16 protein-coding genes are annotated in these 26,120 nt (G+C 35.6%); 3 read left to right on the top strand and 13 right to left on the bottom strand.

What is annotated here, in order from left to right:
* Nucleotides 1-668: 668 nt before the first annotated feature.
* The 3 genes from JEM65_RS23140 to JEM65_RS23130 are packed head-to-tail and all read left to right on the top strand — an operon-like array spanning nt 669 to nt 1,564.
* A complete protein-coding gene (locus tag JEM65_RS23140) occupies nt 669-902 on the top strand; it encodes a transposase (RefSeq protein ID WP_199600241.1) in 234 nt (77 codons plus the stop codon).
* Nucleotides 823-1,110, top strand: coding sequence for a transposase (locus tag JEM65_RS23135; RefSeq protein ID WP_368856065.1), 288 nt, complete (start codon nt 823-825; stop codon nt 1,108-1,110). Before JEM65_RS23140 ends, JEM65_RS23135 begins: the two co-directional genes overlap by 80 nt.
* 49 nt (nt 1,111-1,159) lie before the next feature.
* Entirely contained in the window at nt 1,160-1,564 is a 405-nt protein-coding gene (locus tag JEM65_RS23130; protein WP_199600239.1) for a transposase, read from the top strand.
* Nucleotides 1,565-3,685: 2,121 nt separating this feature from the next.
* Here JEM65_RS23130 and JEM65_RS23125 read toward each other — a convergent pair.
* From JEM65_RS23125 to JEM65_RS13025, 13 genes are all read right to left on the bottom strand, one after another.
* Nucleotides 3,686-3,763, bottom strand: a complete 78-nt coding sequence (locus tag JEM65_RS23125) for a hypothetical protein (RefSeq protein WP_368856064.1) — start codon at nt 3,761-3,763, stop codon at nt 3,686-3,688.
* A 1,538-nt stretch (nt 3,764-5,301) separates the two neighbouring features.
* Nucleotides 5,302-5,478 carry a hypothetical protein gene (locus tag JEM65_RS13080; RefSeq protein ID WP_199600237.1) on the bottom strand — a complete coding sequence of 59 codons (177 nt, stop codon included), beginning with the start codon at nt 5,476-5,478 and terminating at the stop codon, nt 5,302-5,304.
* A gap of 6 nt (nt 5,479-5,484) precedes the next feature.
* The gene (locus JEM65_RS13075; RefSeq protein ID WP_199600235.1) at nt 5,485-7,017 is read right to left on the bottom strand and encodes a sulfatase family protein; all 1,533 of its coding nucleotides are present in this window, start codon (nt 7,015-7,017) and stop codon (nt 5,485-5,487) included.
* A gap of 15 nt (nt 7,018-7,032) precedes the next feature.
* Complete coding sequence (locus tag JEM65_RS13070) at nt 7,033-8,451, bottom strand: arylsulfatase (protein ID WP_199600233.1); 1,419 nt, start codon at nt 8,449-8,451, stop codon at nt 7,033-7,035.
* 10 nt (nt 8,452-8,461) lie between these two features.
* Nucleotides 8,462-9,850 (bottom strand): sulfatase, encoded by a 1,389-nt coding sequence (locus JEM65_RS13065; protein WP_199600231.1) that lies wholly within the window; start codon nt 9,848-9,850, stop codon nt 8,462-8,464.
* Nucleotides 9,851-10,145: 295 nt separating this feature from the next.
* Nucleotides 10,146-12,638, bottom strand: coding sequence for a beta-galactosidase GalB (gene galB / locus JEM65_RS13060; RefSeq protein ID WP_199600229.1), 2,493 nt, complete (start codon nt 12,636-12,638; stop codon nt 10,146-10,148).
* A gap of 54 nt (nt 12,639-12,692) precedes the next feature.
* Nucleotides 12,693-14,498 (bottom strand): alpha-1,3-galactosidase-related protein, encoded by a 1,806-nt coding sequence (locus JEM65_RS13055; protein WP_199600227.1) that lies wholly within the window; start codon nt 14,496-14,498, stop codon nt 12,693-12,695.
* A 31-nt stretch (nt 14,499-14,529) separates the two neighbouring features.
* Nucleotides 14,530-17,379, bottom strand: a complete 2,850-nt coding sequence (locus JEM65_RS13050; protein ID WP_199600225.1) for an outer membrane protein assembly factor BamB family protein — start codon at nt 17,377-17,379, stop codon at nt 14,530-14,532.
* A gap of 181 nt (nt 17,380-17,560) precedes the next feature.
* Nucleotides 17,561-19,084 carry a sulfatase family protein gene (locus JEM65_RS13045; RefSeq protein WP_199600223.1) on the bottom strand — a complete coding sequence of 508 codons (1,524 nt, stop codon included), beginning with the start codon at nt 19,082-19,084 and terminating at the stop codon, nt 17,561-17,563.
* A 484-nt stretch (nt 19,085-19,568) separates the two neighbouring features.
* On the bottom strand, nt 19,569-21,071 hold the full coding sequence (locus tag JEM65_RS13040) for a sulfatase family protein (RefSeq protein WP_199600221.1): 1,503 nt from the start codon (nt 21,069-21,071) through the stop codon (nt 19,569-19,571).
* Nucleotides 21,072-21,487: 416 nt separating this feature from the next.
* Entirely contained in the window at nt 21,488-22,417 is a 930-nt protein-coding gene (locus JEM65_RS13035) for a sialate O-acetylesterase (protein ID WP_199600219.1), read from the bottom strand.
* Nucleotides 22,418-22,686: 269 nt separating this feature from the next.
* Nucleotides 22,687-24,507, bottom strand: a complete 1,821-nt coding sequence (locus JEM65_RS13030; RefSeq protein WP_199600217.1) for an alpha-1,3-galactosidase-related protein — start codon at nt 24,505-24,507, stop codon at nt 22,687-22,689.
* Between the two features lie 110 nt (nt 24,508-24,617).
* Nucleotides 24,618-26,105 carry a sulfatase family protein gene (locus JEM65_RS13025; RefSeq protein WP_233530650.1) on the bottom strand — a complete coding sequence of 496 codons (1,488 nt, stop codon included), beginning with the start codon at nt 26,103-26,105 and terminating at the stop codon, nt 24,618-24,620.
* Nucleotides 26,106-26,120: the final 15 nt, after the last annotated feature.

The following is a 26,120-nucleotide window of genomic DNA, read 5'->3' as shown; positions in this document are numbered from 1 at the left end:
GATTTAAAAATATTTATTAAAGCTTAGCAATGACGTCATTGCTAAGCTTTTTATTGTGCCGTGTATGGTAATTAACTATTTGATGAAAGTTCACTATGTTAGCATGCCTGAATAAGATTGACTTGTTTCTGGTTTATCTTATATTTCGATTTATGCTGATCGGTTAAGCTAACAAAATAAGTTTCGAATTCTTTTGGTTTCATTTTATTTAATGAAACATGGGTCTTTCATTATTATATAGTTAGATCCGTTTGGATAGCATTTTAGAGAGTGTAAACTGAATTTTGTATGATTAAAAATTTTGTTTAATTTTAATCAGATATTATAACAACATCAAGAACAACAAGAGTTGGAAACAAAGGCACTAGAACAATTCATTTCGGTCAGAGCCTTTTTGGCAAGGATGGTGCAATCACTCCGATGCTTAAAAATTTTATAGAGAAAGCCCTTGAATTAGAGATGAAAGGCCATCTGGACGAGCAAGAACGGTCCAGGGGAACAAGCGCAATAGCTATAGCAAAAAAACCATCAAGAGCGGTTTTGGTACCTTTGATATATATACTCTCCAAAATCGCCGGAGTAGTTTTGAACCCGGGCTGGTCAAAAAGCGCCAGAGTATCCTTGCCGACAACCTATAGGATAAGATCATAGGTCTTTACGGACTAGGTATGAGCTATCGTAATATCTCCTTGCACATAAAAGAGATGTACGACACCGAGATCTCCCACATGGTCCTGAACCAGATCACCGATCGCATCATCCCGAATATGAAGGCATCGCAGAACTGTCCCTTAGAAACCCTTTACTGCATTGTATGGTTGGATGCCATGCATTACAAGACAAAGGTCGATGGAAAGGTCTTGCATAAGGCACTCTACAATATTTTGGGTAGAAACACATAGTACAGAAAAAATTCTCGGAACCTATCTGCCTGAGAGCGAAGGAGACGATTTTTGGCTACAGGTGCTCACCGATCTCAACAACAGGGAATTGAAGAACATCCTGATTGCATATAATGACAATCTCAAGGGCTTTACTTGTGCGAAACTATGTATCTTTCAACGGCCTAGGTCCAGTTGTGCATCGTCCATCAGATACGCAACTCGCTAAAGAATGTGGCATAAAAAAATTGAAAAGAATATATCGGGGACCTTAAAAAATGAACCGGGCCCCCTGCAAGGAATTGGCCGAGGGCGCCCTATTAAAACTTGAGTTCAAATGGGGATACAAATATCCCGTGGTGATCCAAAGAGGGCAAAACAACTGGGAGCACATCTCACAGTATTTTAAGTACACCGAGCCTACACGAAAGATTATCTATACGACAAATGCAGTGGAGGGTTACCATCGCCAGGTACGAAAAGTCACCAAGACAAAGGGTGCCTTTACCAATTATATGACGCTGTTAAAGTTCGTGTATCTATTAACGATGAACATCCAGAAGAAATGGACAAGTCCTCTCCATAATTGGAATTTGAAGATCAAACAGCTTTATATTAGATTTGAGGACAAGATTCGATCTGGATATAAATATGAACCAGTCTGTTCGTTTCGCTGCTGCTAGGCCACATTCCAAAATCGATCAAATACAAGATTTGAACAATTTTGAAACGAAGAAAAAATGAACCTGACAGAGTTTAATTTTCACAGTCGTATTTTATTAGCCGTTGTAAAGGCTATATCTATATCCTCAAAGTTAAGATATTCATTCTTTATATCCTATTTAAGGATTCAGCATGTGCATTTTCCCATGCTTTACCATACTTGGATTCACCTCCGTACGCTTATAGTGCGACTTCATTATGTCACTTCCATACTTTGAACCTTTGTCAGAGTGGAATACAAGTTTTTTGAGCCCTCCATCGTTCACCCCTTCGATTGATATCAGAAAAGAGAGTGCTACAGTATCTCCGATCCTCATGGTTATTTAGAGCGACCATCCTTTTATACTCCTCGTATAGACATCTAACACTGACATAATGAGTAATGCTTCCTGTATCCAATGGGGATATAAATAATATCGCTAACAAACAGTCTATTCTTGCTCGTTATTACACTTTTATTGATCAAGTTGTTGTAAAACTGCTCTCCAGCATAGGACGTTCTTTGATAGTTGTATTTGCGCGGTATCCTAAACCGTTGTTCAACAGAACCCTTTTTCGTACGGTCACAGCCAAGTCCATAGGGTTTGATCTCATCAAATATCTTACGATAGCCCATCTTATTGTGATTCACTTTAATCTCCCTGCCCAATTCAATGATCGTACATTCCTTTTCCAATAGCTACTTGGCTCGCGATAAATGACCATAAAAACCTTGTTTTGTTATTCCTGCCATTGCATAGATATCGTTCATCTTATGACCATGTGACGACATGTTCATCTGGAAAATTTCTATTACAGCCGATTAGACTTATTTTCGATAACCGCTCCGAGCTCATCGGAAGCCACCTCAACTACCTTTTCCAAGTAACCAATACGAAGCTGTTTTTTTGGATCTAAGATCTCTTCAAAAGCTCAATCCTGCCCTGGAGATCTGCATTTTTCTTAGATAAACTTTTGTGTTCCACTATCACACGTGTCTATATTTTATACATTTCTAAATAATTGTGAAGCCACTTAAAAATGGCATTTGGACTCAATCCATAAATTTTGCTTACCTCCATTACCCGGATCTCTCCGCGTTCAATCTGCTTGACCAGATTGACCAGATCAAGCTTAAAGGATAAATCGAAAGTACATTTTAAAATCTCTTTTTTAATGTTTGATTGAACGATGAAAAAAGGCAACCTATATAAGGCTTAAACAATGTTGACGTACCTGTAAATAAATATCATAAACTTAAAATTGATGCAAAACTCTCAATAAATTAAATCACTTTATTTTTTCGATAGATTTCTGTTTAAATTTTATAAAAAACTATTGTTTTTACCTTATTTTCTTGTCGTTAGTTTGCCATTTCTGGCTCTTTTATACTGTTTTACACAATTGGAGGCAGTTTTCCCTGGACTTCTATACAAATTATACACATGGCTTCCATCAGATTTGGAATATGCATTTTTTCCATTCCTCCGTATGTTGCTAACCCTCCGTTAAACCATTGTTTTATTGCGGCCAAATGTTCGCCCTACTTTGAAACTCGTTTTACCGGATTAATGCATTGAACTTTCTCTCCCAGTAGGTCAATGGTTTGTTTTTTGTGCTTTTTTCAAAATATGATATTTCAAGTCTCTTGTTTTCTATATCTCTACATTGTTCTTTAATTGATAGCCCAAGTAGGCTTTTAATGGAATATTTTTGGGCAAAACCATATTCACAGTTTTTAGTAATTTTTCTAAAAGTGCTATCTCAGCTTTACTAGGTGGTCAAAACTCCTAAAACAAGCCCCTCCTGTTCTGTAACGTGATGTTTTTTAAAACCAAAATGATATTTTCCTCTCTTTTTTAGCCAAGTACCATCTTTATCTACACTTCCGGCAAACTACTTTTTTACTACTATTGCCTCTTCTTCTGGGCGATCTTCAGTTACTTTATATGTGCTTTTACCTCTTGGCCGTAATGGCGTATCGACAACATAGACATCCACGATGACCCCTTTTTTTACAATAATATTGTGAGCTTCTAGTTGAGGATTGATACTACTGAAAAGCTTCTCAAAGTTTTGGTTTTCGTTAGTGCGTTTCTAAACTACTTAAGGTTATGGTCTGGTGAAATTTCATCTATGTGCATGCCACAGAAATAACTGAACGAGATACTTTCGTTCATTCGGTGTTCAACTTCATAATCAGTCAATCCGCACCTGCTTTGCAAAGGTACATTTTGAATTATAGTGCCCTCTATAAGAAGGTTTACACTGCGCTTTTTCCTTTGGTATGATCAGCATTTAATAGTCTCTCAATTTCGCCCTAATCGATTAGTTCATTTATATGGCCGAAAAATGTTGTTTTTATCTTTCTTTTAAACAAATCACAAATTGAGTCTGGCAAGGTTGGTTGTGTCTGTAATTCCATACATTAAAATAACACTTAATTAACTAAATAACAAGTACTTATGAGGTTCTTTTTATCCTTATAACATAGTTTTTGCTTTGCAACAATCTTAACTTCATCCATCCAACTATAAGAATACTCATGCTCACAAGGGTACTCAGCATGTACAATCCTATGTAATTCTTCCATAAATGGAATAAACATTTTGGTTTCATTAAACGAGACCTCCCACGCCAAAATACTTGGTCTGTTGCGGTCTCGTTTTATTAACTCTGTTTTCGAACGGTAGATTTGATTTCTGAAAGAATCTGTATCATTAAAATATTGCCCACCTAAAATAGCATCATTATCACTAGCCTAATTCGTCCTAAGCATTCTTAAATGCTGGTGATTGCGGAGAATGTGATAGCCTGATATAATTAAAACCGCCCACTTTAATCTTTTAAGCATCGCGATATAGCGCATTATCTGATAGCGCATAACCAATAAAGGGATATTCCTGATGTCAGTTTACTCCGCGTAAAAAAGCTTTATTTCCATTTATATATAACTGATTGTCCTGAAAAGTAAATTCGCGAATACCAAACCGTGTTATTGTCTTGTAAATAACTTTTCCATCAATAAATAATTTGGTCTATAAATAATATAAATTCGGGTTAGCCGGAGACAATAGATTCGCATTTATCAAAGAAAAATGTCCACTAGTTTCTAATTCACTTTCCGCCTTTAACTTTATTTGGTCACTTTTATGTTTTATAGGCATTTCGTTCTTATAAAAAACATTCTGAACTAGTCCTACCTTTCTTGAATCTTTATCATTAACAATATGGGGTTTGATGTTTACTACAGATTCTTCTTCGGAGACTTTGGTGTATGTAATAAAAATTCCTCCGACCGCTATTTATTGGCCAAAATGGGAGGTGATATATATATTTTTTCTTTTACCGTTATCTACACATTTCTATAAAGTCCACCAAACATATTTAAGTCCAATATTTTTAATGGTTTTGGCCCAGTAATCGGATTGTCTGTATTATTAGGTCTTACCGCAAAAATAATTTCGCCCTCTTTTTTAAGGTGTTTTGTAACATCTATTTTGACAGGAAGAAACCTGCCATTATGTACCGAGACCTATTCGCGATTTATCCAATCGATGTAATGGATCACGGTCGCTTCCTGCTCAATGGTAGCGTTCTTGTTATCGTTAAAGTCTGGGACTTCAAATGATTTAGGATTCCAATAAACACCCTACCATTGATTATTGATATGTGGCAAACTTTAACATTCCCAATCTGAATCATTAAAATGCATGGATTAAAAACCTTCTTTAGCAGCATCTTTATCGTCTAAGAGTTTAAACTTCCAATCTGAATTAATACTTATCCTTGTTTGATCGGTTGGACTATCTATCGCGTTAGACAATACCAAACTCACCATCAACAATAGTGCTGTTGCATATTTTGTAAACTGCCTAAAAAAACCATTTATCACTTTATGCTATTTTTGATTGTCTTTTTTCTTTTTATATAAATCGGTAATCCTCTTATATCCTATTTCTTCACCCGCTAGCATTCTTGCATAATCTTCTGGACGTTCTTTTTTCAGCCATTCCATTATCTCCGGCCCCTTTGTAATAATAGGCTCATATATAGTGCTTACCGGCGACATTTGCATATCAAAACGTTTGGTTTGCTCTCGGAGTTTTTCTAGAACCTCTATATATTCTGGTTGACTCGCCAAATTATTTAATTGATGTGGGTCTTCTTTTAAATGATACAATTCCTCAATTGGTTTTGTAGGTTCAAAAAAGGGTTTTTGATTTTCGTTTAGCTTACCTTCTTTATTTAGTGCTCTCATAATATGAACGGCTGGACGGTAGAATTCTAAATAAGCTTGACCTGCATCATAAGGTACTTCAGGCATATCATTTCTTATGTAAGCCCAATCTTCTGATATCACCGCACGGGATTTCTCTTCTATTTCATCCCATAAATCTCTTGCTCCATAGACATATTCTCGTTTAAAATCTTTTGAAAATATGGGTTTTCCTGTCATGTAGTCTGGCACATCAACACCAGCAAAATCTATGATAGATGCCGTAATATCCGTAGCGCTTACCACATCTTTTCTAATTTCGCCACCTTTAAACTGACTCGGGTAATATACAATCAATGGAATGCGCAATCCAGGATCTTGCAAATAGCCTTTACCACGGATGTTACAACGTCCATTATCGCCAATAAAAATAACAATGGTATTATCTGCCATGTTTTTGTCTTCCAATTCTTTAAAGATCATGCCCACCTCATTGTCCATATACTCAATCTGATCCAGATATTTTGCCCAGTCCAATCGAACTGCGGGATGATCTGCCATATACGGAGGCATTTTTACAGTTTCTGGGTTTACAGGGTGTTCTGACTGGTTCCTAACCTCATCCCACCAATCGCCTCTATGGGTAACGAGCAATTGTATCTGTGCAAAAAATGGTTCGTCTGCTTTTTCAAACGTATCGTACTTATCAAATAATCCAAATTTTGATTTTCCATCCCATTCGCCAATAGGTTCGTTTTTAAAATTTACATCAATTTTTCGACCTTTATTCATTACAGCATGGTTTCCTAAAATGGTGGTGTATCCTGCATCTCGTAATAAAGCTGTGAAAGGTTTAAATTGTGAATCTAACGGAATATTCCTATTACTTCTATGGTGATGTGTATTGGTCTTCACTTGGTGTGTCCCCACCATCATTGCAGAACGGCTAGGCGAGCAAATAGAATTAGTCACAAAAGCATTGTCAAACCGAACCCCCTCTTGCGCCATTTTATTCAAATGGGGTGTTTTCACATCTGGCATACCATAGCACTCTAAATCGGTGCTTATATCTTCTGCCATAAGCCAAATGATATTGGGTCTCGAGGCTTTAGATTCAGTTTTTACTTCAGTAATAATAGAATTCGTATTGGTTTTACAAGCAACAATGGTAGCGCATAAAGCCCCAAAAAAAACAATTATTTTTAATGTTTTCATAAAATTACAATTTATTTATTTTTTAAAAATACCCCCTGAAAAAGGAAAGTGTTCGTTTTTCACACTCTCTCTTTTTAAAATGACATCTGCTTTTTTAACTAGCTCTGGATTGGATTTAGAAACATCATGCTGTTCATACAAATCATTGGATAAATCATACAGCTCCGTATGATAATTATTTCCGTATCGCACCGCTTTCCAGTTACCGAAACGTGTAGCTTGCCTAAACCCACTTACCGAACGTCCTTCTTGAATTTCCCAGTACAAAAATTCGTGCTTATCTTGAGGTTTTCCCAATAATTCTGGCAAGAATGAAATCCCATCTGTTTTATTGGGTACTTCTGCGTCTGCTACTTCTGCAAGTGTTGGCATCACATCATAAAATGCGCTTGGATGGTCACTTGAGGTGCCTGGACTTATTTTACCTTTCCAATAAGCTATCATCGGTACCCTCACACCGCCTTCATAAAGATCCCTTTTGTACCCTTTTAAACCGCCGGAACTATTAAAAAACTTATAATCATGATGATTTTCTCCCGTTGGTCCATTATCGCTTGAAAATATAATGAGCGTATTTTCCAATTCCCCATTTTCCTCTAACTTCTGAAACAATCTTCTAACTTCCTGATCCCACATTGTAATACGTGCAGCATGTCGTCTTTCTATTTCAGGCCATTTTTGGATTTGATCATAATACAAGTTGGTTTCGCTTAAAAACAGTTCATGTGCATGAGGCACTCTATACGACATATATAAAAAATAAGGCTTGTCGTGTGCTTTATTATCTAAATATTCCAATGCAAAATTGGTTCTAAATTCATCCAGACATTTATACTTATTGTAATCGTAAAAAATAGAATCTTCATTATTGTTTACCCAATGTACCCGCTCGTCTATTTCATTACCCTTAGCATCTTCACCCCATTGCTCTTGTACAGCATAATCAAAGCCCCTGCCTTTGGCCCAGGTAGAAACATCTTCTGGAACACCCAAATGCCATTTCCCAATCATGGCTGTTTGATAACCAACAGCTTGTAGCATTTCGCCAATAGTTTTCTCAGACTTTCTCAATGGTACTCTACCCCATTTTTTATTTACAACTCCCTTATTGCCACGAATACTTAAATGGCCTGTATGTAAACCAGTCATTAAAGAAGCCCTTGAGGGCGAACATACAGAAGTGCCAGAATAAAAATCCGTAAAACGCATGCCTTCTCTAGCTAAGGAATCTAAAAATGGTGTTTTTATAACCTCTTGCCCATAAGAACCCAATTCACCATAGCCCATGTCATCAGTGAGTAAAAAAATAATATTGGGCTTATTTCCCGAATAATTTTGTTTGACCTCAACAATTTCACTTTCTTTTTCTATAGTCTTACAAGAATTTAAAGCCAGCAATACCGCAAGGACAAGTATAAGTTTTATGGATTCCATTTTTATCGATTTAGTATATAGGAACGGCTTCTTTTTCCCAGTTCAACAAGTCGCTCTTTAGTGTTTTTTCAATTTTTAATCCTGTACCGATAAGATCATTTTGCTCACTTATATCTTTCGTAACATTAAATAGTTGGAATTTCCCACTATGGTATTTAACAAGCTTCCAGTCACCAGAGATGACTGCTGCATATTGATCTTCATAACTTCTAAAGAAATATAAATTACGAGGCTCCAAATCTTTCCCTTTCAAGATTGGCATTAAGCTTACACCCTGAATTTGGTTGCCTTCATATGTTTTCCCTGAAGCTATTTCAATTAAAGTTGGGTATAAATCGATGGATTGTACTGGAATACTCGTTTCTGTATTTGGCTTGGTAATGCCAGGATATTTAACCATAAAAGGCACCCTCGCTCCGCCTTCACCCAAAGCATTTCCTCCTTTTTTTCCACCGTTCAAGGGTGCATTAGTATAGGCACCTCCCTGATCGGACAACAAAATAATTACCGTGTTTTCTGAAATCCCTTTTTCTTCCAAAGCTTTTCTAACCCGACCTACAGATTCGTCCATGGCCTCCACCATAGCGGCGTGGTGAACATATTTGCCTTCCAATCCTGCATCTTGATATTTTTTTAATAGATCTTTTCTTCCAATTGAAGGTCCATGTACTGAGTAGTACCAAAACGATAACATAAAAGGAGCTTTTTTATCATAATCTTTGATAAAATCGACTGCTCCGTCTGTTAAAACATCTGTAAGATAATCGCCTTCTTTATAATTTTTCATAAAATTATTTGGGTCCCCTCCTTTGAAAAAAGGATAATAATAATTGCTTGGATTACCATGATCTGTTGTGCCAAATTCAGCGTCAAACCCCTGATTGATAGGGTATTTACCCTCATGTCCTAAATGCCATTTACCAATAAACATATTATAGTAACCAAACTCCTTTAGCCGCTCTGCATAGGTTATCTCCTCCAAAGGCAAGTAGTTTATGGAAGGCATCTGAACGGGGTCTTTAGGCCAAAGACCAAATTTTGCGTCTGGATTTTCAGGATCGATATCTATATGCCTAACCATTTGGACTCTAACCGCTTCCTTACCTGTTAAAAGTGACAATCTACTAGGGCTGCAAGTGGGTGTTGGAATATAGGCTCTTTGAAAATCCAAACTTTCCTTTTTAAGCTGATTGATATTTGGCGTACTGAAGATATCATTTCGATATCCCACATCTGCCCATCCATAATCATCAACAAATAACAATACGATATTAGGTTTGTCATCCTCTTTTTGGATATTTACACTGTTTATACTATCTACAATTTTTTTGTTTTTACACGAAAAAAAAATTATACAGATAAAACACACAAATAATAAACTACTAATCTTTACGTTCATTTTTTTGATTATTATGATAAAAAAATTAAATTATTTTATTTTAATTATACGCTCCGTTCCTATCAAACCTTGTCGTTAAATAAGCGTAGTACAAGTATAAATATGCTTAACTGAATTTTTATTTGAACTATAAATTTACAATTAAACAAAAATGTCAAAATCAAAATTTAATTATTGATTATCTTTTGTAAAACTAAATTGTCATGGGATTTGAGATGAACAAAATAAATATCTTTTGATAGATGAGAAACATCCATATTAATCTTATTTATTGTATTTTGAAATGTCATTAAAACTATTCAGAAATACTTTTAATGCTGATTCTAGATGCTTTTAAACCCTCCGACTCCGCCTTTAAAACAATTTCTCCAGGTTCTCCGTTTTTGGTTCTTATAATCACCAAAGCCAAACCATTAAATACCTTTCTTTGATTAGCCTGAAACGATTCATGATTGGTAGGGTCGCCATTACCTATACCTATTATTACTCCTGGTCCTTCTATGCTATAACTCACATTATTATGCGTTCTTGGCACCGTCAAACCATTATTATCTGAAATTTTCACAGTAACAAAAGACAGGTCTTGTCCATCGGCAATTACTATATTTCTATCTGCTTCCATTTCTAGCTTGTTTGCTTTCTTAGTAGTTTTCACTTCATCTATAGCCCAAACCTTCCCGTCTTTATAAGCCACTACTTTAAGCGTTCCTGGCTTATACACCACGTCATCCCAACGTAATCGGTACTGGTATGGTGCTTTTTTTCTTTTTCCTAATGACTTTCCGTTTAAAAAAAGTTCTGCTTCATCTCCAGAAGTATACACAAAAACAGGTGTAACCTCACCTACACGTTCAGGCCAGTTCCAATGTGGTAGAATATGTGCCATAGGTAAATCTGGGCGCCATTTAGATTGATACAAATAATAACGGTCTTTTGGAAAACCACATAAATCTACAATGCCAAAATAGGAGCTTCTTGGAGGAATATTTCCACCTAGTTTTTCAAGTTCCACTTTCATTTTTTCTTTTTCCTCCGGATTTGTAAAATTGAGAAGATTGGTCTTATCCTTGTTGTAAGGTGTAGGTTCTCCAATATAATCAAACCCTGTCCAGACAAATTCTCCCATTACAAATGGATTTCTGTCTTGAGCTTCAAATTCAATATCAACACGATATGCCCAATTAGGCGCTGAAAAATCATAACTACTTACCTGAAAATAACCGCCAGAACCTTCATTTTTATTTTCTGAAACTGGGAAAAAATATTCTCCTCTAGAGCTTACTGTGGAAGCGGTCTCACTTCCGTACAATGGTATATTTGGATTTGCTTGATGGAATTCTTCATACAAATGTGGTTTATAATTTATCCCATGGACGTCTGCTGTTTCTTGAAATCCATTAATCAAACCCTCTGGTCTACTATTTCCAAAAGTGGTTGGTCGGGTCGCATCTTCAGATTTAATAATATCAGCAAGCATCATGGCTATAGGAGCATCTTGACCTTCTCTTAATTCTATCATTTCATTACCTGTACTCCACATAATTACAGAGGGATGGTTACGGTCTCGCTTAACCATAGCTCTCAAATCGCGCTCATGCCAAGCCCCAAAAAGTGAAGCATAATCGTTATCTAATTTCTTTTTATTCCAAACATCAAAAGCTTCTACTTGAACCAAAATCCCCATTTTATCACATAAATCTAAAAACTCTGGCGCAGGCGGGTTGTGCGCAGTTCGAATGGCATTGGTTCCAAATGCTTTCAATATTTCAATTTGGCGCTCCATGGCTCTGATATTGATGGCTGTTCCTAACGGTCCTAAATCATGATGTTGGCAGACACCGTTTATCTGAACACGCGCACCATTTAACAAAAACCCATTATTTGCAGTAAACTCTATGGTTCTTATCCCAAACGATGTAACGTAATTATCGATAGGCTTTCCATCTTGAATTAAAGTGGTTCTCACCTCATAAAGATTTGGGGTTTCTAAATCCCAGAGCTTAGGATTTGCTATCTCAATAGTAACCTCTGCAATGAATTTTGTTTTCTGTTCCGCTACTTTTAAGGGATTATCACCTTTAGTGAATATTTCATGCAAGACTTCAAGATTTTTAGATGCATTTTCAATATCAGTTTTTATATGAACGGTTGCCTTTTCCTTCGAAACCTCAGGAGTTGTTACAAAGACACCCCAGTGTGCAATATGGACTGGGTTTGTTTTAACCAAACGCACGTGTCGATATATCCCGCCCCCTGGATACCACCTAGAGGATTCTTCTTTATTATCTAATCGAACTGCAACCGTGTTTTCTTCTCCTACTTTTATATGATTTGTAATATCAAACCTAAAGGATGAGTACCCATAAGGCCATTCACCTGCAAAACCTCCATTTACCCAAACTGTGGTTCCAGACATGGCTCCATCAAACTCTATAAAAACACGCTTACCTGCATCGGATTTTGGGGATGTGAAATTTTTGCGATACCAACCAATACCTGCCCATGGTAATTTGCCAGTTTGATTTGGTAAATCGGCACGAAAAGGACCTTCAATACCCCAATCATGCGGCACACTTAATACCCGCCAATCGCTATCATCATAATGTGCTTCGTCTAAATTTTCTGGTTCCTGTAAGATTGAACCATCAGGCATCGCTCCAAAACGGGCAAATTTCCACTCCTTATTAAAGTTCTCGATAATGCGCTCTTGACTATTAGCGGCACTCGTAGCAATTAGTATAAAAACGAGTAGATGAAATAATTGTTTGTAGTTTAATGACTTGCTCATAAAATATTTTTAAAATGATACACAAATAGTATTGGTAGCTTACAAATAAGAAGATCATTTTTTAATTCCCTTATTCCTTTTTACTTTCAAACTTTCATTGGATATTTTATCTGCTTTGATATGCGAATTAACATCTCCTTTATACGTGTTTTTTATAATTTTGGTATCCTTAGAATTTGTAAATTCAAAAAGTGGGGCATCCGGATATAATGCTTCTCTATTGTTTGTTTGAATAATGGTATTTCCTTTAAAAACCAATCCTTCTAAACGGTCTGCCCATACAATTCTATTATTAAAACCTTCGATGGTATTGTTTTCAAATACAATATTACGGTCATAAATTTCTTCTTGATTAAAGCCATCACCTAATAGAGGCGATACCCAAAGTACAGCATGATCAGCTCCTCCATGCGCACAATCTACAAAGTGATTATTACGGATCACAACATCTTCCACAGCTCCTGATTCGTACCATTTAAAAATTTCTCCACGCAACCCTATAGATGACATATCTGAAGAGAAATAATTATCTTCAATCACAATTTTTAGAGGTGTTTTAATCATGACATTCCGGGCCCTATGTTTGGTTACACGGCATCCACGCATTGTAAATACAGGGTTCCAAGTTTTATTTTCCAAAATATCTTCTTTAGATAAATTATTTGGCAGCTTATTCTTAAACGTCAATTCTGTATATTTTTCGTTTATAAATTTAGTTTTAACCACTTCATTTACTGCTCCGCGTTTTGGACTCGGCTTTTGAATAAACCAAACATCGTCTCCAACGTCTGCAAACCGAAACCCGAGTTGCTCAAAATGCTGTAATGCAATTCTTACGGTGTATTCATCTATAATTTCATCTACCGTCACATAAGTACCGTGCACATTGGTACCATCATCTAACATGCCTTCAATACGGCAGTTTTCTATTAAAATATCGCCTTTACAATTTGCAAAGTGTGTAGCATCAGCTGTACTAGAAATATATCTACCCGAACCATCTCTGGTGTATACCCCAGAGTTAACAATTTTAATATTCTCTGAACGCTCAAATAAATAAGCCATCCCCAAAGCGTGATGCACTACAACTTTATCATAAGTTATATTTTTGCTATTCATCACCTGAAAGGCCGGAGCATATCGATTTTCATTCTTACCTCCTTTTGAAGCCATGATTGCTCCAACAGAAGGATACTTTTTTAATTTCTCATGAAATCTATATACGCCATTACCAAGATCTTCTACTTTTTCTGGGTTTGGATGCAAATTCCAAGATCCATAAAATGTCGATTTTGTATTGGGATCAAAGAAATGGGTATGACCAAACTCCTGAAAGCTGAAACCGTCAATATTTGGAAACGTTATATTATTGTTTTGAAAAGACCATGAGTACCCATCTTTTAGAGGTTTAACATCATACCAGTTGTCTTCCTTATTTACTTTAAGAACTTCGGCTTCAAACACAAATGGGATATCCCAGTCTACAATAAGATTTTTAACCTCTATTTTTTTACAATTTTCAAACTGAAAAGGTGCTATTTTGCCATGAAAGATAAATTCAGAACCATTACCTTCAACTTCCACAGATTCAAAATCTTCAAATCGAAAAGCGACATATTTATACCCATTACCGTGATTAGTAATAAATGAGAATCTGCTAAGCGCATATTCTGGTAAAAATTTATAGACCCCTTTTTCAAAAACTAGTTTTATATCCTTCCCTTTAGCATTGGCTATAGCCTCCCTTACAGTTGAAGTTATGTCGTCTTTTGAATGTTTTATCTGAATAACCTCTGTTGCATTACTATCAAACGCTGATAAGAAAACGAGTATTAATAAGTATATGGATAATTTGTGCATGTGGATGTTAAGATTTTAATTTCTACTTATATTATAATTTTTCTTCCAACTCTATATCAATAAAACGAAATCCACCTAATGGAATATCTATATTAAATGAAGCGTCCGTATTTGTTTTAAAGACTTCTCCATTAAGAATATCTGTAATGATTTTTACTTTTATAGCATTAATTTTTACGGTAGCAACTGCTTTGTTAGGATTAATATATCCGTTTTCCACAATTGTTAATCGTAAATTTTTCGGTCCCGTTTGTGCCACTACCCAACCTACATTACCGGATACATTTACAGGAATTAGCGAAGCACTTTTCTTAATATCCTCCTCAATCACTTTATAATACTCACTTGGTTTATATAGTATTTTACCATCTGCCGACATATAGTTTTTTCCATCGGTATGGTATTCTTTTAAAATATTCTTATACCAAGGATGCATATTATCTGCCAAAGGTTTTCTAACAGCCTCTTTATCAACAAAAACGCCATTTTGGGGTGGGGTAATCAAAACCATTCCGTTGTTATATTTTGGAATAAAGTTTAAGCGTCTTTCCTTTTCACCTGCTGCATATCTTGAGAAATCCCATTCGGTTAGTGGCGCTCCTGGCCATGTTCCATTTAATCTACTAAAAGCAAACGAATCGTCATTATCTGCTCCTTTTTCATAAAAAGTCAACCATTTTACATTACTGGTGTTCTTAATATACGCTTCGTTAGGGTTGTTAACACTCAAATGTACAGGCGAAAAACTTAAGATATCAGAACGTTTAGGTACATATAGCGCTCCTTCTGCTACGAGTTCCCAAAGCAAGCTCATATACTCTTGATCTACCTCGAAGTTATTAATATATTGAGCCCCACTAGCGATACTATAAACCATTGTTTTTAAAAAATGATTGGGTAAGGTTTGATTAGAATGCTGGCGCAAACGATCAAAACTGGCATTATCTCTTGCACAACGCGCCCCCCAACTATCAACAGAACCAGCAGCCCATAGTCCCATTCTGGAGGCTAAGCTCAACTCCATGGACTTATCTGTGGTCTCTTCCATGGCGGGTACAAATACACTCGCATATTTCCCAGACACCAAGGGTTGCCATTTATCTGAATAGACATCAGATTGCCAAAATAAATGCTTATTTCGCATATATAAATTGGCATTACGTGTTTTGGAATAATCCGCCAATGGCAACAGCAAATCATTCATCACAAACTTAAACTCATCGGTATGGTCCACAACCTCTGGAAACACCAATACCGTTTTCTTACCATTCGCAATGTCCAAACCTTTCATAGTAGTAGCCACCTGAAACATATATGGATCGTTACCATGACCACCCCAATAGGATATCCCTTTACCATGAGACTGGTTATGCATCTTGGTTATTTTTTCCAGAACTTCATCTTGTGATAAAGTATATTTCATCCGCCCATCACGTTTATCTCTATAAACTTTGCTAGCCATGGCAGAACGGTCCCAATTTTCTTTATCGAAATTGCCTCCGTTCAAAAATACAGGATTATCATATTTGGCTTCAATACTATTTATAACCCTTGCCGCTGCGTCATCTTTTCTATTTTCAGTCATAAAATAAACTTTAGCAGACTCCCATTGCGTTGATGGTTTCTTAAAGGTTTTTAGATTTTTCTTTATATCGTTGGTATTTGTTAAAATACTTTGAATTTTACCAATTGGATTTAAGTTCTTATAATCTTTTTTCCATAAGTCATTATCAAAATTTATAATATGAATAGCACTACCCCCACTCTGCGCACTAGCCAAAACAACCGTATTAGAGTTTGGGTCTTTAACCATATCATTAAACGAAAACTGTGTAGAAACAACTTCGGCATCTGCCATATTAGAGCCAAGATCTGATAGAATAATATTACTACCAAGCAATACCATGTAAGCCGATTTTCCCTGGTTATTTATAACTTCTGGCTGCGTCACGCGATACATCCCTCTATTTAGTGCATTATCCTTGACCTTTTTAATATCTAAATACCTCTGCTCTAAATTTTTAGTATCTAAAATCACCACGCCACTTCCCTTTGCTTTAGCTCCTACACGTCCCAATAACACCTCACTATACCCATCTTGGTCTGCATCTACAATTTTAACATCACCAAAAGGACCATTCTTCTTGATGGCAATAGATTGGAATGGCTTTGCTTCTAAAGGATTAAAGAAATAGACGGAACCGTTTGAACTCATACTATTTTGAACACCATGAACTACTAAAATCTCATTTCCGTTACCAAGTTTTGCTGGTCTCAAGAAATTAGTGATATGCAATCCCTCTGGTGGCAATTCTTGATGTACGGCTTTACCCCAAGGTTTTTCTATTGAATAGTTTTTGGAAGAAATTTCACTAACCAATGCCCCTGTTTTTGATACGTAGTAAAAGCTGTTATCGTAACCACCACAAACCACATACGATTGGTTTTCATCCTTAATAACACAAACCGAATACATAGGAGCATCATTTTGTTTGAATTGCCACAGTAGTTTCCCTTGATTATCTAAACAATAGACATTACCATCTGCATTGGCTACAAAAATCTCATCAATACCATCATTATCAATATCACCAGCCCAAATATCGTGGTTCATGTACCCTGATAGCTTATTTTCCCATCGTATTTTACCATCATATCCCACTGCCAAAACAGTACCTTCATAACTCGTACAAGCTACATAGCTACCTTTTTCATCAACTGCTGTACGAACTTTAGTAATGGTATATTTTGTATCTATACTTTTCACCCCAAAATCTTTTAGATTTGAGTTTTTGGAATCACCCGATTGCGTAGCAGAACAATTAATAAATAACAGCATAGCTAAAAAAACCTTTAAAATAACAATGGCATTTATTTTCATATATTTTAATTTTATAATATTTACGCTATTGGCTAAGCAAAGTTGATTCCTATTACCTTGAAAAAGGTATGATTAAGTAAATTAAATGTATGTGTTAGTTTACTCTTGAAACCAACTTGAGTTATAAGTCAGAAAATCCTCATCCATTAGCGAAAAACCTTTTAATTAATCCTGAAATTCGTTAATTCTTAAACTGGTTATATTCAGGATTTACGTTGGCTTCCCTAAAAACAGGACGGTCTTTCCACAAGTTGAAAGTCGCTTTTAATTGTGCTGTATCCTCCGGATACTGGCCTTTATCATCAGTTTCTTTAATCCAATCCTCTAAAAAATCACTATGTCCTTTTAAGAGTACTGCATATTCTGGGTTCTCGGCAAGATTATTTATTTGATGCGGGTCTGCTTTTAAATTATAAAATTCTTCCACGGGCCGATCACCAAACCAATGTTTGTCTTGATATGCTGTCAATTTCCCTTCATCATGTAACTTTTTCAAATCTGTTACAATAGGTTTATCATCTCGATATCCAGCTTGCATCATAGGTCTTTCTGGGTAGTAGTTTCTAATATAGCGATACTGATCAGAAACCACCGTTCTAATACGATCTATAGAATAATCACAACGGTCTCTTGCACCTATCACGTATTGTACTTCTTTATAATTTTCCGAAAACAAATTTTGTCCATCTAAATACCCGGGTAACTCTACCCCTCCTAATGCTAAGGTGGTTGCAGAAACATCTAACAGGGATACCAAATCGTTTCGTACGAGGCCAGCCTTTAAACCTGGATGACTTCCTTTTATAATTAAGGGCACTTGCATACCACCTTCATAACAAAATTGCTTATGTCTCAATGATGTAGGACTACCATGATCTGAAAAAAAGAAAATTACAGTATTTTCCAGCTCTCCGTCTGCCTCTAGTTGTTTTAGGATGTTTTCAAAAGTAACATCTGACCCACGATTTGCATTATAATGGTTTGTCCATGCTTTGCGTTGCGAAGGGATATCTGGAAAATAAGGTGGTAAAGGCACATCTTTAGGCCCTAATTCTTCTCCGGCTCTTACATATTGAGCATCTCTTTTTCCACCCATTATTTGGACCTGTCCAAACCATGGCTGATTTTTATCTGGTCGTGCATTCCATACGTAATCCTTAACGCTCATGTAGTCTATTGCAAAATTACCTTGCCATCCGTTCATTCCCGCCTTATAATCTTCTTTAGTTCCCACATCATAAAGTGCTCTTCTGTTATAGTGAAAATTATAATCATCTTTCCCACTATTAAAGGTAAAATACCCCGCTTTCTTCATCAATTCAGGAATAGTTTTCATATCATCTGGCAATAAAATCCGTAGATCCTCTGGCACCACCTCACCATCTTTAAAACGATTGGACCTATGGTTGTGAGTTCCTGTGGTGGTTTGCATCTTTCCTGTAATTAGAGCCGACCTAGCTGCAGAACATACAGGCGCTGTAGTATAAGCACGTTTAAACAACACCCCCTCACTAGCAAAATTATCGATAATTGGGGTGTGGCCTTCATTTATAGAATCGCCATAGCTTCCCATAAATGGAGAAAGATCTTCGGCAATGACCCAAAGAATATTGGGCTTCTTATTAATTTGGGCTTTCGTATTACAGGAAAACAAAGTACTTATGAGAATTAAACATAGCAGTACTATTGATGACATTCTTTTCATATAAAATAGATTAAGTAACTGTTTTTTGTTAAAACTAACACAACACCAAGAAAAGGATGTCCTTTATGGTAAATGAAATGTCGTTATTAATAAAATTATAAGCACTACTCCCTAAACTAGGGCAACCAAACTATTAATTTTTAGGTACCGCAATTACTCCATAAGAAGTAAGGTATGAATTGCGTATTATGGGATTGCCATTATACATGATCAAGATTCCTATACATGGTGGAAGGCACTGGAATATTTTACCGGTCTTTAGTTTTCCTGTAAATTCTTTATCAATAAAACTTTGATGACGTTCAGAAAATTTCACAACGAAATCAAATTTCCAGTTCCACATAGAGACTGCATTCTAGACAATAAGTGAATAATTTAAGTCCATACTAGAAAGTTTTCAGATTCTAAATATAGATAGGATTTTTCCAAGTGTTAAAATATCTTTTATCCACACCCGATTTTATTATACTAGATAACAATTAAATTACTCTATTATATACTGTTGATTTGCTTTTAACCCAGGCTCATCATACTTTTTCAGCTGAATAAACAATTCCGTTTGCATCATCTTTGCTATGTCTGCGTAGTCTTTATTATAATAAAAGTTAATGAGCTCATTTGGATCTTTTTCTAAGTCGAATAAATATGGTTTTTCTTTTTTATCGATCACTAGTTTATAACGGTCGTTAACAGCTGTTACCCACCAACCTCCAGATTTGGCGTAGTACGTTATTCGGTCGCTATTCACAACTTTATCAGTATTTGTATAATCTTCCGAAGTATCTAAACCATGAAACTTGGCATCTGTTTTCACGTTCATCAAACTTAAAATTGTTGGTGCAAAATCAACATTGGTATAAGCAGTATTAATTACTTTTCCTTTTGGTATTTTATTTGGATAACGAATTATAAATGGAATACGCGCTGATGCTTCATAGGGCACACCTTTATTTCTACGATTATGTTCAAAAAACATATCACCATGGTCTGAAGTAAAAATTACAATAGTATTTTCCGCTAGGTTATTGACCTCCAGAAATTCTAAAATGCGTCCCACACTATCATCAATATGGTTTACCATTCCAAAATATTGCCTTAAAGCTTCTTTATCATTATCGAACGATTTCTCGCCAATAGTTTCATTATTAGAAGTATCAGTAGCCCATGAAGGTTTTATTGCAACATACTCTGGCGCCATTGTAATTGGTGCTATAAATTCCAAATTACTATACATAGTATCATAAGGTGGCCTAGCATAATCAGGTGTATGTGGGTCTGGAATAGACACCATTAATGCAAAAGGCTTGTCTTTATCACGTTCTAAAATCTCTAAGGTTTTATCAGTAAAAAAATCTGTCGCATGTATCACTTCGTTTTTAGAGAATTTTGCTGCCACATTTTCGCTAATTCCTTTTAACACCTCACCATCTTTAACATGAAAGTATGGAGCATGACCACCTCGCATCATATAGCGATTGTCTTCAAATCCTGCCTTATACTTAATGCCGAAAGTGTATTTCTCATGACCAGCAAGGTGCCATTTGCCAACATAAGAGGTTGAATAACCTTCGTCTCTAAGAATAGTTGCAAAGGTTGGAATGTCTTCACGAATATGAAGACCATTTTGTGGTGCACCCGTAGCTTGAGGATACAAGCCTGTAACCAAAGACGCTCTTGAAGGCGTACACACTGGTGAAGACGCGTAATAACTCGTGCTTATAGCGCCTTCTTTAGCCAAAATATCAATATTAGGCGTTTTTGTATTGTTGCCTTTCCCCCAAACAAAAGCTTGATCTTCTGGCAATAATTCTTGATAACAACTCAAGGTTCTAAAATTATGCTCATCTGTGTGAATAATGATGAGGTTAGGCTTCGTGGCCGTTTGCTTATCACTGACTAGACTATTGCTTTTTTGCTTTTGGGCATGACACGCTAAGAATGTAAAAAAACAAATTACTGTACAAAGTTTTAAAAATTTTAAATTCATATTGTTCTGGTACTATTCGTTTTAAATTTATTAGACTTTTACTTTTTATTTTGGTTTAATTCGACTAAAATTATGCTACAAACTAATAAAAGCCTAAGATAATTTTTTGATCCTTTTCTAAAAATCGAACGGTTTAAACACCTGTTCTAAAGGATTGTTTTCCTGAAAAGTTTGACCTTATCGAGGCGAATATTTTGGATGCATATATTTCTTTAAAGCAAACTTTCTTTTGCACAATATCTAAGGTTGGGGTTTCAAAAAATATTGAACCGTTAAATATAACATCTCCAGTGCCCTATACATCTACTAAGATAATAATGATATTGGGTTGTTTAGCTGTTTCCATTTTAGAATTCTTTTCAATTTCCCATGAATAAAAACCAGCGATTATTATGAGTGATATAAAGTGTTTCATACTACTTATTTAAAATAATTAGTTGCTCTCCAAATGCTATGCCCAAACGTCTTTGCCCTTCTGCGTTGTAATGCACATTATCTGCATGTTTAGGATAATCACTCCAACTCGTATCTGTGGTCGTTTTTATTACCTCTACATTTTTATCTGATTGTGCGACATCTTCCATAGCTTGTCTCACCATATTAGGACCTGCTTTAAAGTTTCCATATTTTGAATTTATTTGCCCGATAACACATGGCATATCCTCTACATCAAACTCATCCCTATAACTTTTAATCAATATTTTGAGATTGCTTTCGTAGGTTGTAGCACTCACCTCTTTCGCAGCATCATTCTCGCCTTGCATCCAGGCTAATCCTATAATCTTATAGCTTTTGCCCTGAGCTTCTAATGCTTTAAGGTTCGCTCTGATATCTTCGATGTGTGTGTTGTAAAGTTGAACATCTTGTTTCTGTTCTTTTTCTACTGCTTTTGCTTTTTCTAGTGTCCATTTTGGATTCCATGCCCCATACAATGCAGTTCCTCCTTGTGACCGTTTTATAAATAAAAATTCTTGTTTTGGATTGTTTTCTGCCAAGGTTAACCCCATGAACAGTTCTGGACCAAAACGTTTTATAAAATCATACTTTTCAGAAGGGGTATTGTCGTAATAGGATAAGGGTTTTACTTTACCCCCATTGTAGCTTAAAGCTACTCGATTGGAAACATTTTTAATTCTTTCTATCGCTTCAATATCTAATGCATCAAAGTTTCCTGCACCAGCCATATTAGATTGTCCTGCCAATAGCACCACGTATACATCTATTGTGTCCTTCAATTTAACTATAGTACTATCCGTTATTGTTGTTTTGCAACCTGTTAAAATGATTGATAATAGTATAAAAGTATAGAGGTAAAGCTTCATCATTTTAATTTTTAGTGATTTCATCAAAATAAACATCGTTAAGGTCTTAGGCTTGGATTAGAATCTACCAAAGTCCCTTTTAATAAGTCTCTACAAACGAGTGCTTTTTTAGTATCATTAAGCGTTATTTTTTCTCGAGAACATCAATCCCTTTTTTTTCTGCCTTTGACATAAGGGATTACAATATTTTAATTTTCGCTTCAGCCTCATTTCCCAATGTCTGTGCGCTCAATACAAATGAGCTCATTAAAAAAACTATTAGAAGTATTGGTTTAAGTCTTAAGATCATAGGGTTAGTTTTTAAAGCCCACATTATTCTTAATTACTAAATTTCTACTAGATGGACTATCGACCTTTATGATATTCGTATTTTTCCCCTCATAAGTATTATTTATTATTTGAATATTATCACAATTCACCAAATCGAACATAAAAGCATCAGGGAACAGAGGATTGTCCGTAAACGTTTGCCGTATGGTATTGCCCCTTATTATTAGACCATCTAAACGATCTGCCCAAACAATGCGGTTATCGAAGGTTTCAATAATATTATTTTCAAACAGAATGTTCCTATCATAAGTCATCGTTTGATCAAAACTTTTTCCCAGACGCGGCGACACATTTAATACGGCATGTTCCGAACCACCATAAGCAGAACGAGTAAAGTGGTTGTTTCTAATAATGACGTCTTCAACATTGCCTGATTCAAACCAAAAGAAAGTTTCTCCACGCAACATTATAGACGACATCATTGACGATAAATTATTATTTTCTATCAGAATTTTAAATGGTGTTTTAATAATTATATTTCGCGCTCTATGATCTTTAATTGTATTTCCCCGCATAGTAAAAACAGGATTCCAAGTCTTATTTTCTAATATATCACCTGATTTTAAGTTTCCGGGTAAATTATTAGTAAAAGTTAAATCTGAATATTTCTCATTTACAGTTTGAACATTTTTCACAATCCCCTCTTCCGCACGTTGTGGATTCGGACTTTTTATAAACCAAATTTCATCTCCTGGTCCTGCAAATTGAAAGCCCATTTGCTCAAAATGTTTTAAAGCCACTCGAACCGTTTTAGCATCTAACACGTCAATTACTTGCACGTAGGTGCCGTGTACATTTGTACCGTCATCATACATGCCTTCAATTCGACAATTTTCTATTAACACATCACCTTTACAGTTTGCAAAATGCGTAGCATCAGCAGTTGCAGAGATAACCCGGTCTGAACCTTCACGTATATAAACCCCTGAATTTAATATCTTGATGTTTTCTGTTCGTTCAAATAAAAATGCCATACCTAAAGCATGGTGAACAACTACATTTTCAAAATGTACGTTTTTTGAGTTTCTAGTTAAAAAAGCCGGGGCATATCTATCGTTTTCACGATCACCTTTTGAGTTAAGCACTGTTCCGATTGCTGGAAAATACGGCATGCTTTTTTGATGGATCCGTAAATTGCCATTGGATAATTTCTCTACATAATCAGGATCCAAATCCATGTCTAATGCACCATATGCTATAGCTTTAGTTTTTTTATTATGAGGTAAGGTACTACCCAACTTAGTGAATTTAAAACCATCAATATTTGGGAATATTATTTTTCCATCTATTAATTCCCATGAAAATCCTTTAGTATATGGTTTTAAATCGATGTAGTGTTCTGCAGGATTAACGTCGACAACATCTCCTTGAAACACAAATGGAATATCCCAATCTATAGTTATGTTTTCGATACTTACTTTGTTACAAGCTTCAAAAATGAAAGGCATCAAGGCACCATTAAATATAAATTCTGAACCTTGCCCATCAACTGCAACGGAGTCAAATCCTGTAAAATTAAAAATTATCTTTTTGAAACCATTTCCGTGATTTGTGATATAGAGAAATTTTCCTATAGCATACTCTGGTTTAAAATTATAAATGCCTTTTTCAAAAACGAGTTTAATGTCTTTGCTCTTAGCATTTCCAATAGCATTTCTTACTATGGAAGTCATATCACCATCTGCATATTTTATGTTTATAATTTCGGTTGCTGAAACTGAAAAAGTGAGCATTGAGACTAAAAAAAGAATCGAGGCAGACAGATTGATACTGAGTTTTTTCATATTTTAATTTAATTTATTCCCTAGATTTAAAACTAAAGCATGCAGTTTAAAATCAAATTCGTTATACCTAAAGGTAGCTTTCAACTTTAATTTTTAATGAAATGTTCTTTTTAAAGATTTACTCCTGTACCCTGCAATGAAGCATCGTTATCCCACATAATGAGCCATGGGTCATTAGTGTTTTGCTGAAAGATTTTTAATTTTTTCTTCATGGCGTTGAAAACATCTAAATATTGATCACTATTAGCCAAATTATTGGATTCGTTTGGATCTTTTGAGAGGTTGAACAGCTCAAATTCTGGTCTGTTTATATACGCTTCTACCGTTTTATGTCCAAAATACTTTTGATCATTTCTATAAATAGCTTGCCATGTTGACGAGGCCCATAAGTCTGATGCAAATGGATAATCTAATGGATATGCGATATTCCATATTAATTTGTAATCACCATCAATTACCACACGCATAGGGTAATACATGGTAATTTCATGAAATGTATGAGAAGCATATATTTTATCCCATCCCTTAGGTTTTTCGGTATCCAATATGTTATAGAAAGATTTGCCATGGAAATCATCACTATTAAAATCTACTTGAGCCATATCTAGTATGGTGGGTGTTAAATCTACCCATGAGATTCTTGCGCTGTTTGTAATCCCTTTGTTGGTTTTTGTTGGATCTTTTATTATACAAGGCAACTTTATGCCTGGCTCATAAACCGTAGTTTTCGCTCCAGGAAAGGCCATACCATTATCTGAAATATAAATAACTATAGTATTATCTATTTTACCCGAGTTTTTTAAATGCGCCATTAATTTACCGAAGCCTTGGTCTATTCTAGAAACACTTTGGTAGTATTGTGCAATTTCTTCACGGGTTTCTTTAGTATCGGGAAGAAACTCTGGTACCAAAACATCTTTGGGATTATAGATCACTTCTTCCACGCCTACATAACCTTCCTTCTTATTCCCGAAATTATTTGGCGCATCCCAGGGTTCAGGGTTAAAAGGGTCGCCTCTATGCGGATCATCTGTACAAAAATATAAGAAAAACGGTTTGTCACCATTTAAAAAATCCACACTGGCATTAGCCATTTCGACAGTATTCCTTGGGTCTGCTTCTAACACCTCATCAAATACATATACACTTTCTGGTGCTACATGATATTTCCCAATCCTAGCCGTTAGATATCCCGCATTCGAGAGTCTTTTTGACAGTGATTGAACATTATCATACGTACTAAAATGATGATAATCGTGCACATGCCCATAAGAGCCTGTAGCATGACCATACAATCCTGATAGAATTACCGACCTACTAGCTGCACAACTGGCGCTAGTACAATAGGCATTTGTAAACCTAATACCTTCAGAAGCCAATTTATCTAAATTCGGTGTTTTTATAATGGAATTTCCATAACTACCTAGAGCATCAATGCCATGATCATCGGAAACAAAAAGAATGATGTTTGGAGTGTTTTTCTTATCAGTAACTGAAGATTTTTTGTTTGAACAAGCACTAAAAAAAACAATGAAGAAACCACTAAAGATAAACCTAAAAAATATTGATTTTGATGCCATTTTCATTTTTATAATCATGTTTGATGATTTTTA

The organism is Gelidibacter salicanalis (assembly GCF_016469035.1).
Lineage (GTDB): Bacteria > Bacteroidota > Bacteroidia > Flavobacteriales > Flavobacteriaceae > Gelidibacter > Gelidibacter salicanalis_A.
The sequence above is the reverse complement of the archived record's forward strand: the minus strand, read 5'-3'. Positions and strand labels throughout refer to the sequence as shown.

What these genes read in the sequence shown, in the direction of transcription:
- JEM65_RS23140 (WP_199600241.1), top strand. Translation starts at nt 669, where the DNA reads ATGAGCTATCGTAATATCTCCTTGCACATAAAAGAGATGTACGACACC.
- JEM65_RS23135 (WP_368856065.1), top strand. Translation starts at nt 823, where the DNA reads ATGCCATGCATTACAAGACAAAGGTCGATGGAAAGGTCTTGCATAAGG.
- JEM65_RS23130 (WP_199600239.1), top strand. Translation starts at nt 1,160, where the DNA reads ATGAACCGGGCCCCCTGCAAGGAATTGGCCGAGGGCGCCCTATTAAAA.
- JEM65_RS23125 (WP_368856064.1), bottom strand. Translation starts at nt 3,763, where the DNA reads ATGAACGAAAGTATCTCGTTCAGTTATTTCTGTGGCATGCACATAGAT.
- JEM65_RS13075 (WP_199600235.1), bottom strand. Translation starts at nt 7,017, where the DNA reads ATGAAAACATTAAAAATAATTGTTTTTTTTGGGGCTTTATGCGCTACC.
- JEM65_RS13070 (WP_199600233.1), bottom strand. Translation starts at nt 8,451, where the DNA reads ATGGAATCCATAAAACTTATACTTGTCCTTGCGGTATTGCTGGCTTTA.
- JEM65_RS13065 (WP_199600231.1), bottom strand. Translation starts at nt 9,850, where the DNA reads ATGAACGTAAAGATTAGTAGTTTATTATTTGTGTGTTTTATCTGTATA.
- galB (WP_199600229.1), bottom strand. Translation starts at nt 12,638, where the DNA reads ATGAGCAAGTCATTAAACTACAAACAATTATTTCATCTACTCGTTTTT.
- JEM65_RS13055 (WP_199600227.1), bottom strand. Translation starts at nt 14,498, where the DNA reads ATGCACAAATTATCCATATACTTATTAATACTCGTTTTCTTATCAGCG.
- JEM65_RS13050 (WP_199600225.1), bottom strand. Translation starts at nt 17,379, where the DNA reads ATGAAAATAAATGCCATTGTTATTTTAAAGGTTTTTTTAGCTATGCTG.
- JEM65_RS13045 (WP_199600223.1), bottom strand. Translation starts at nt 19,084, where the DNA reads ATGAAAAGAATGTCATCAATAGTACTGCTATGTTTAATTCTCATAAGT.
- JEM65_RS13040 (WP_199600221.1), bottom strand. Translation starts at nt 21,071, where the DNA reads ATGAATTTAAAATTTTTAAAACTTTGTACAGTAATTTGTTTTTTTACA.
- JEM65_RS13035 (WP_199600219.1), bottom strand. Translation starts at nt 22,417, where the DNA reads ATGAAATCACTAAAAATTAAAATGATGAAGCTTTACCTCTATACTTTT.
- JEM65_RS13030 (WP_199600217.1), bottom strand. Translation starts at nt 24,507, where the DNA reads ATGAAAAAACTCAGTATCAATCTGTCTGCCTCGATTCTTTTTTTAGTC.
- JEM65_RS13025 (WP_233530650.1), bottom strand. Translation starts at nt 26,105, where the DNA reads ATGATTATAAAAATGAAAATGGCATCAAAATCAATATTTTTTAGGTTT.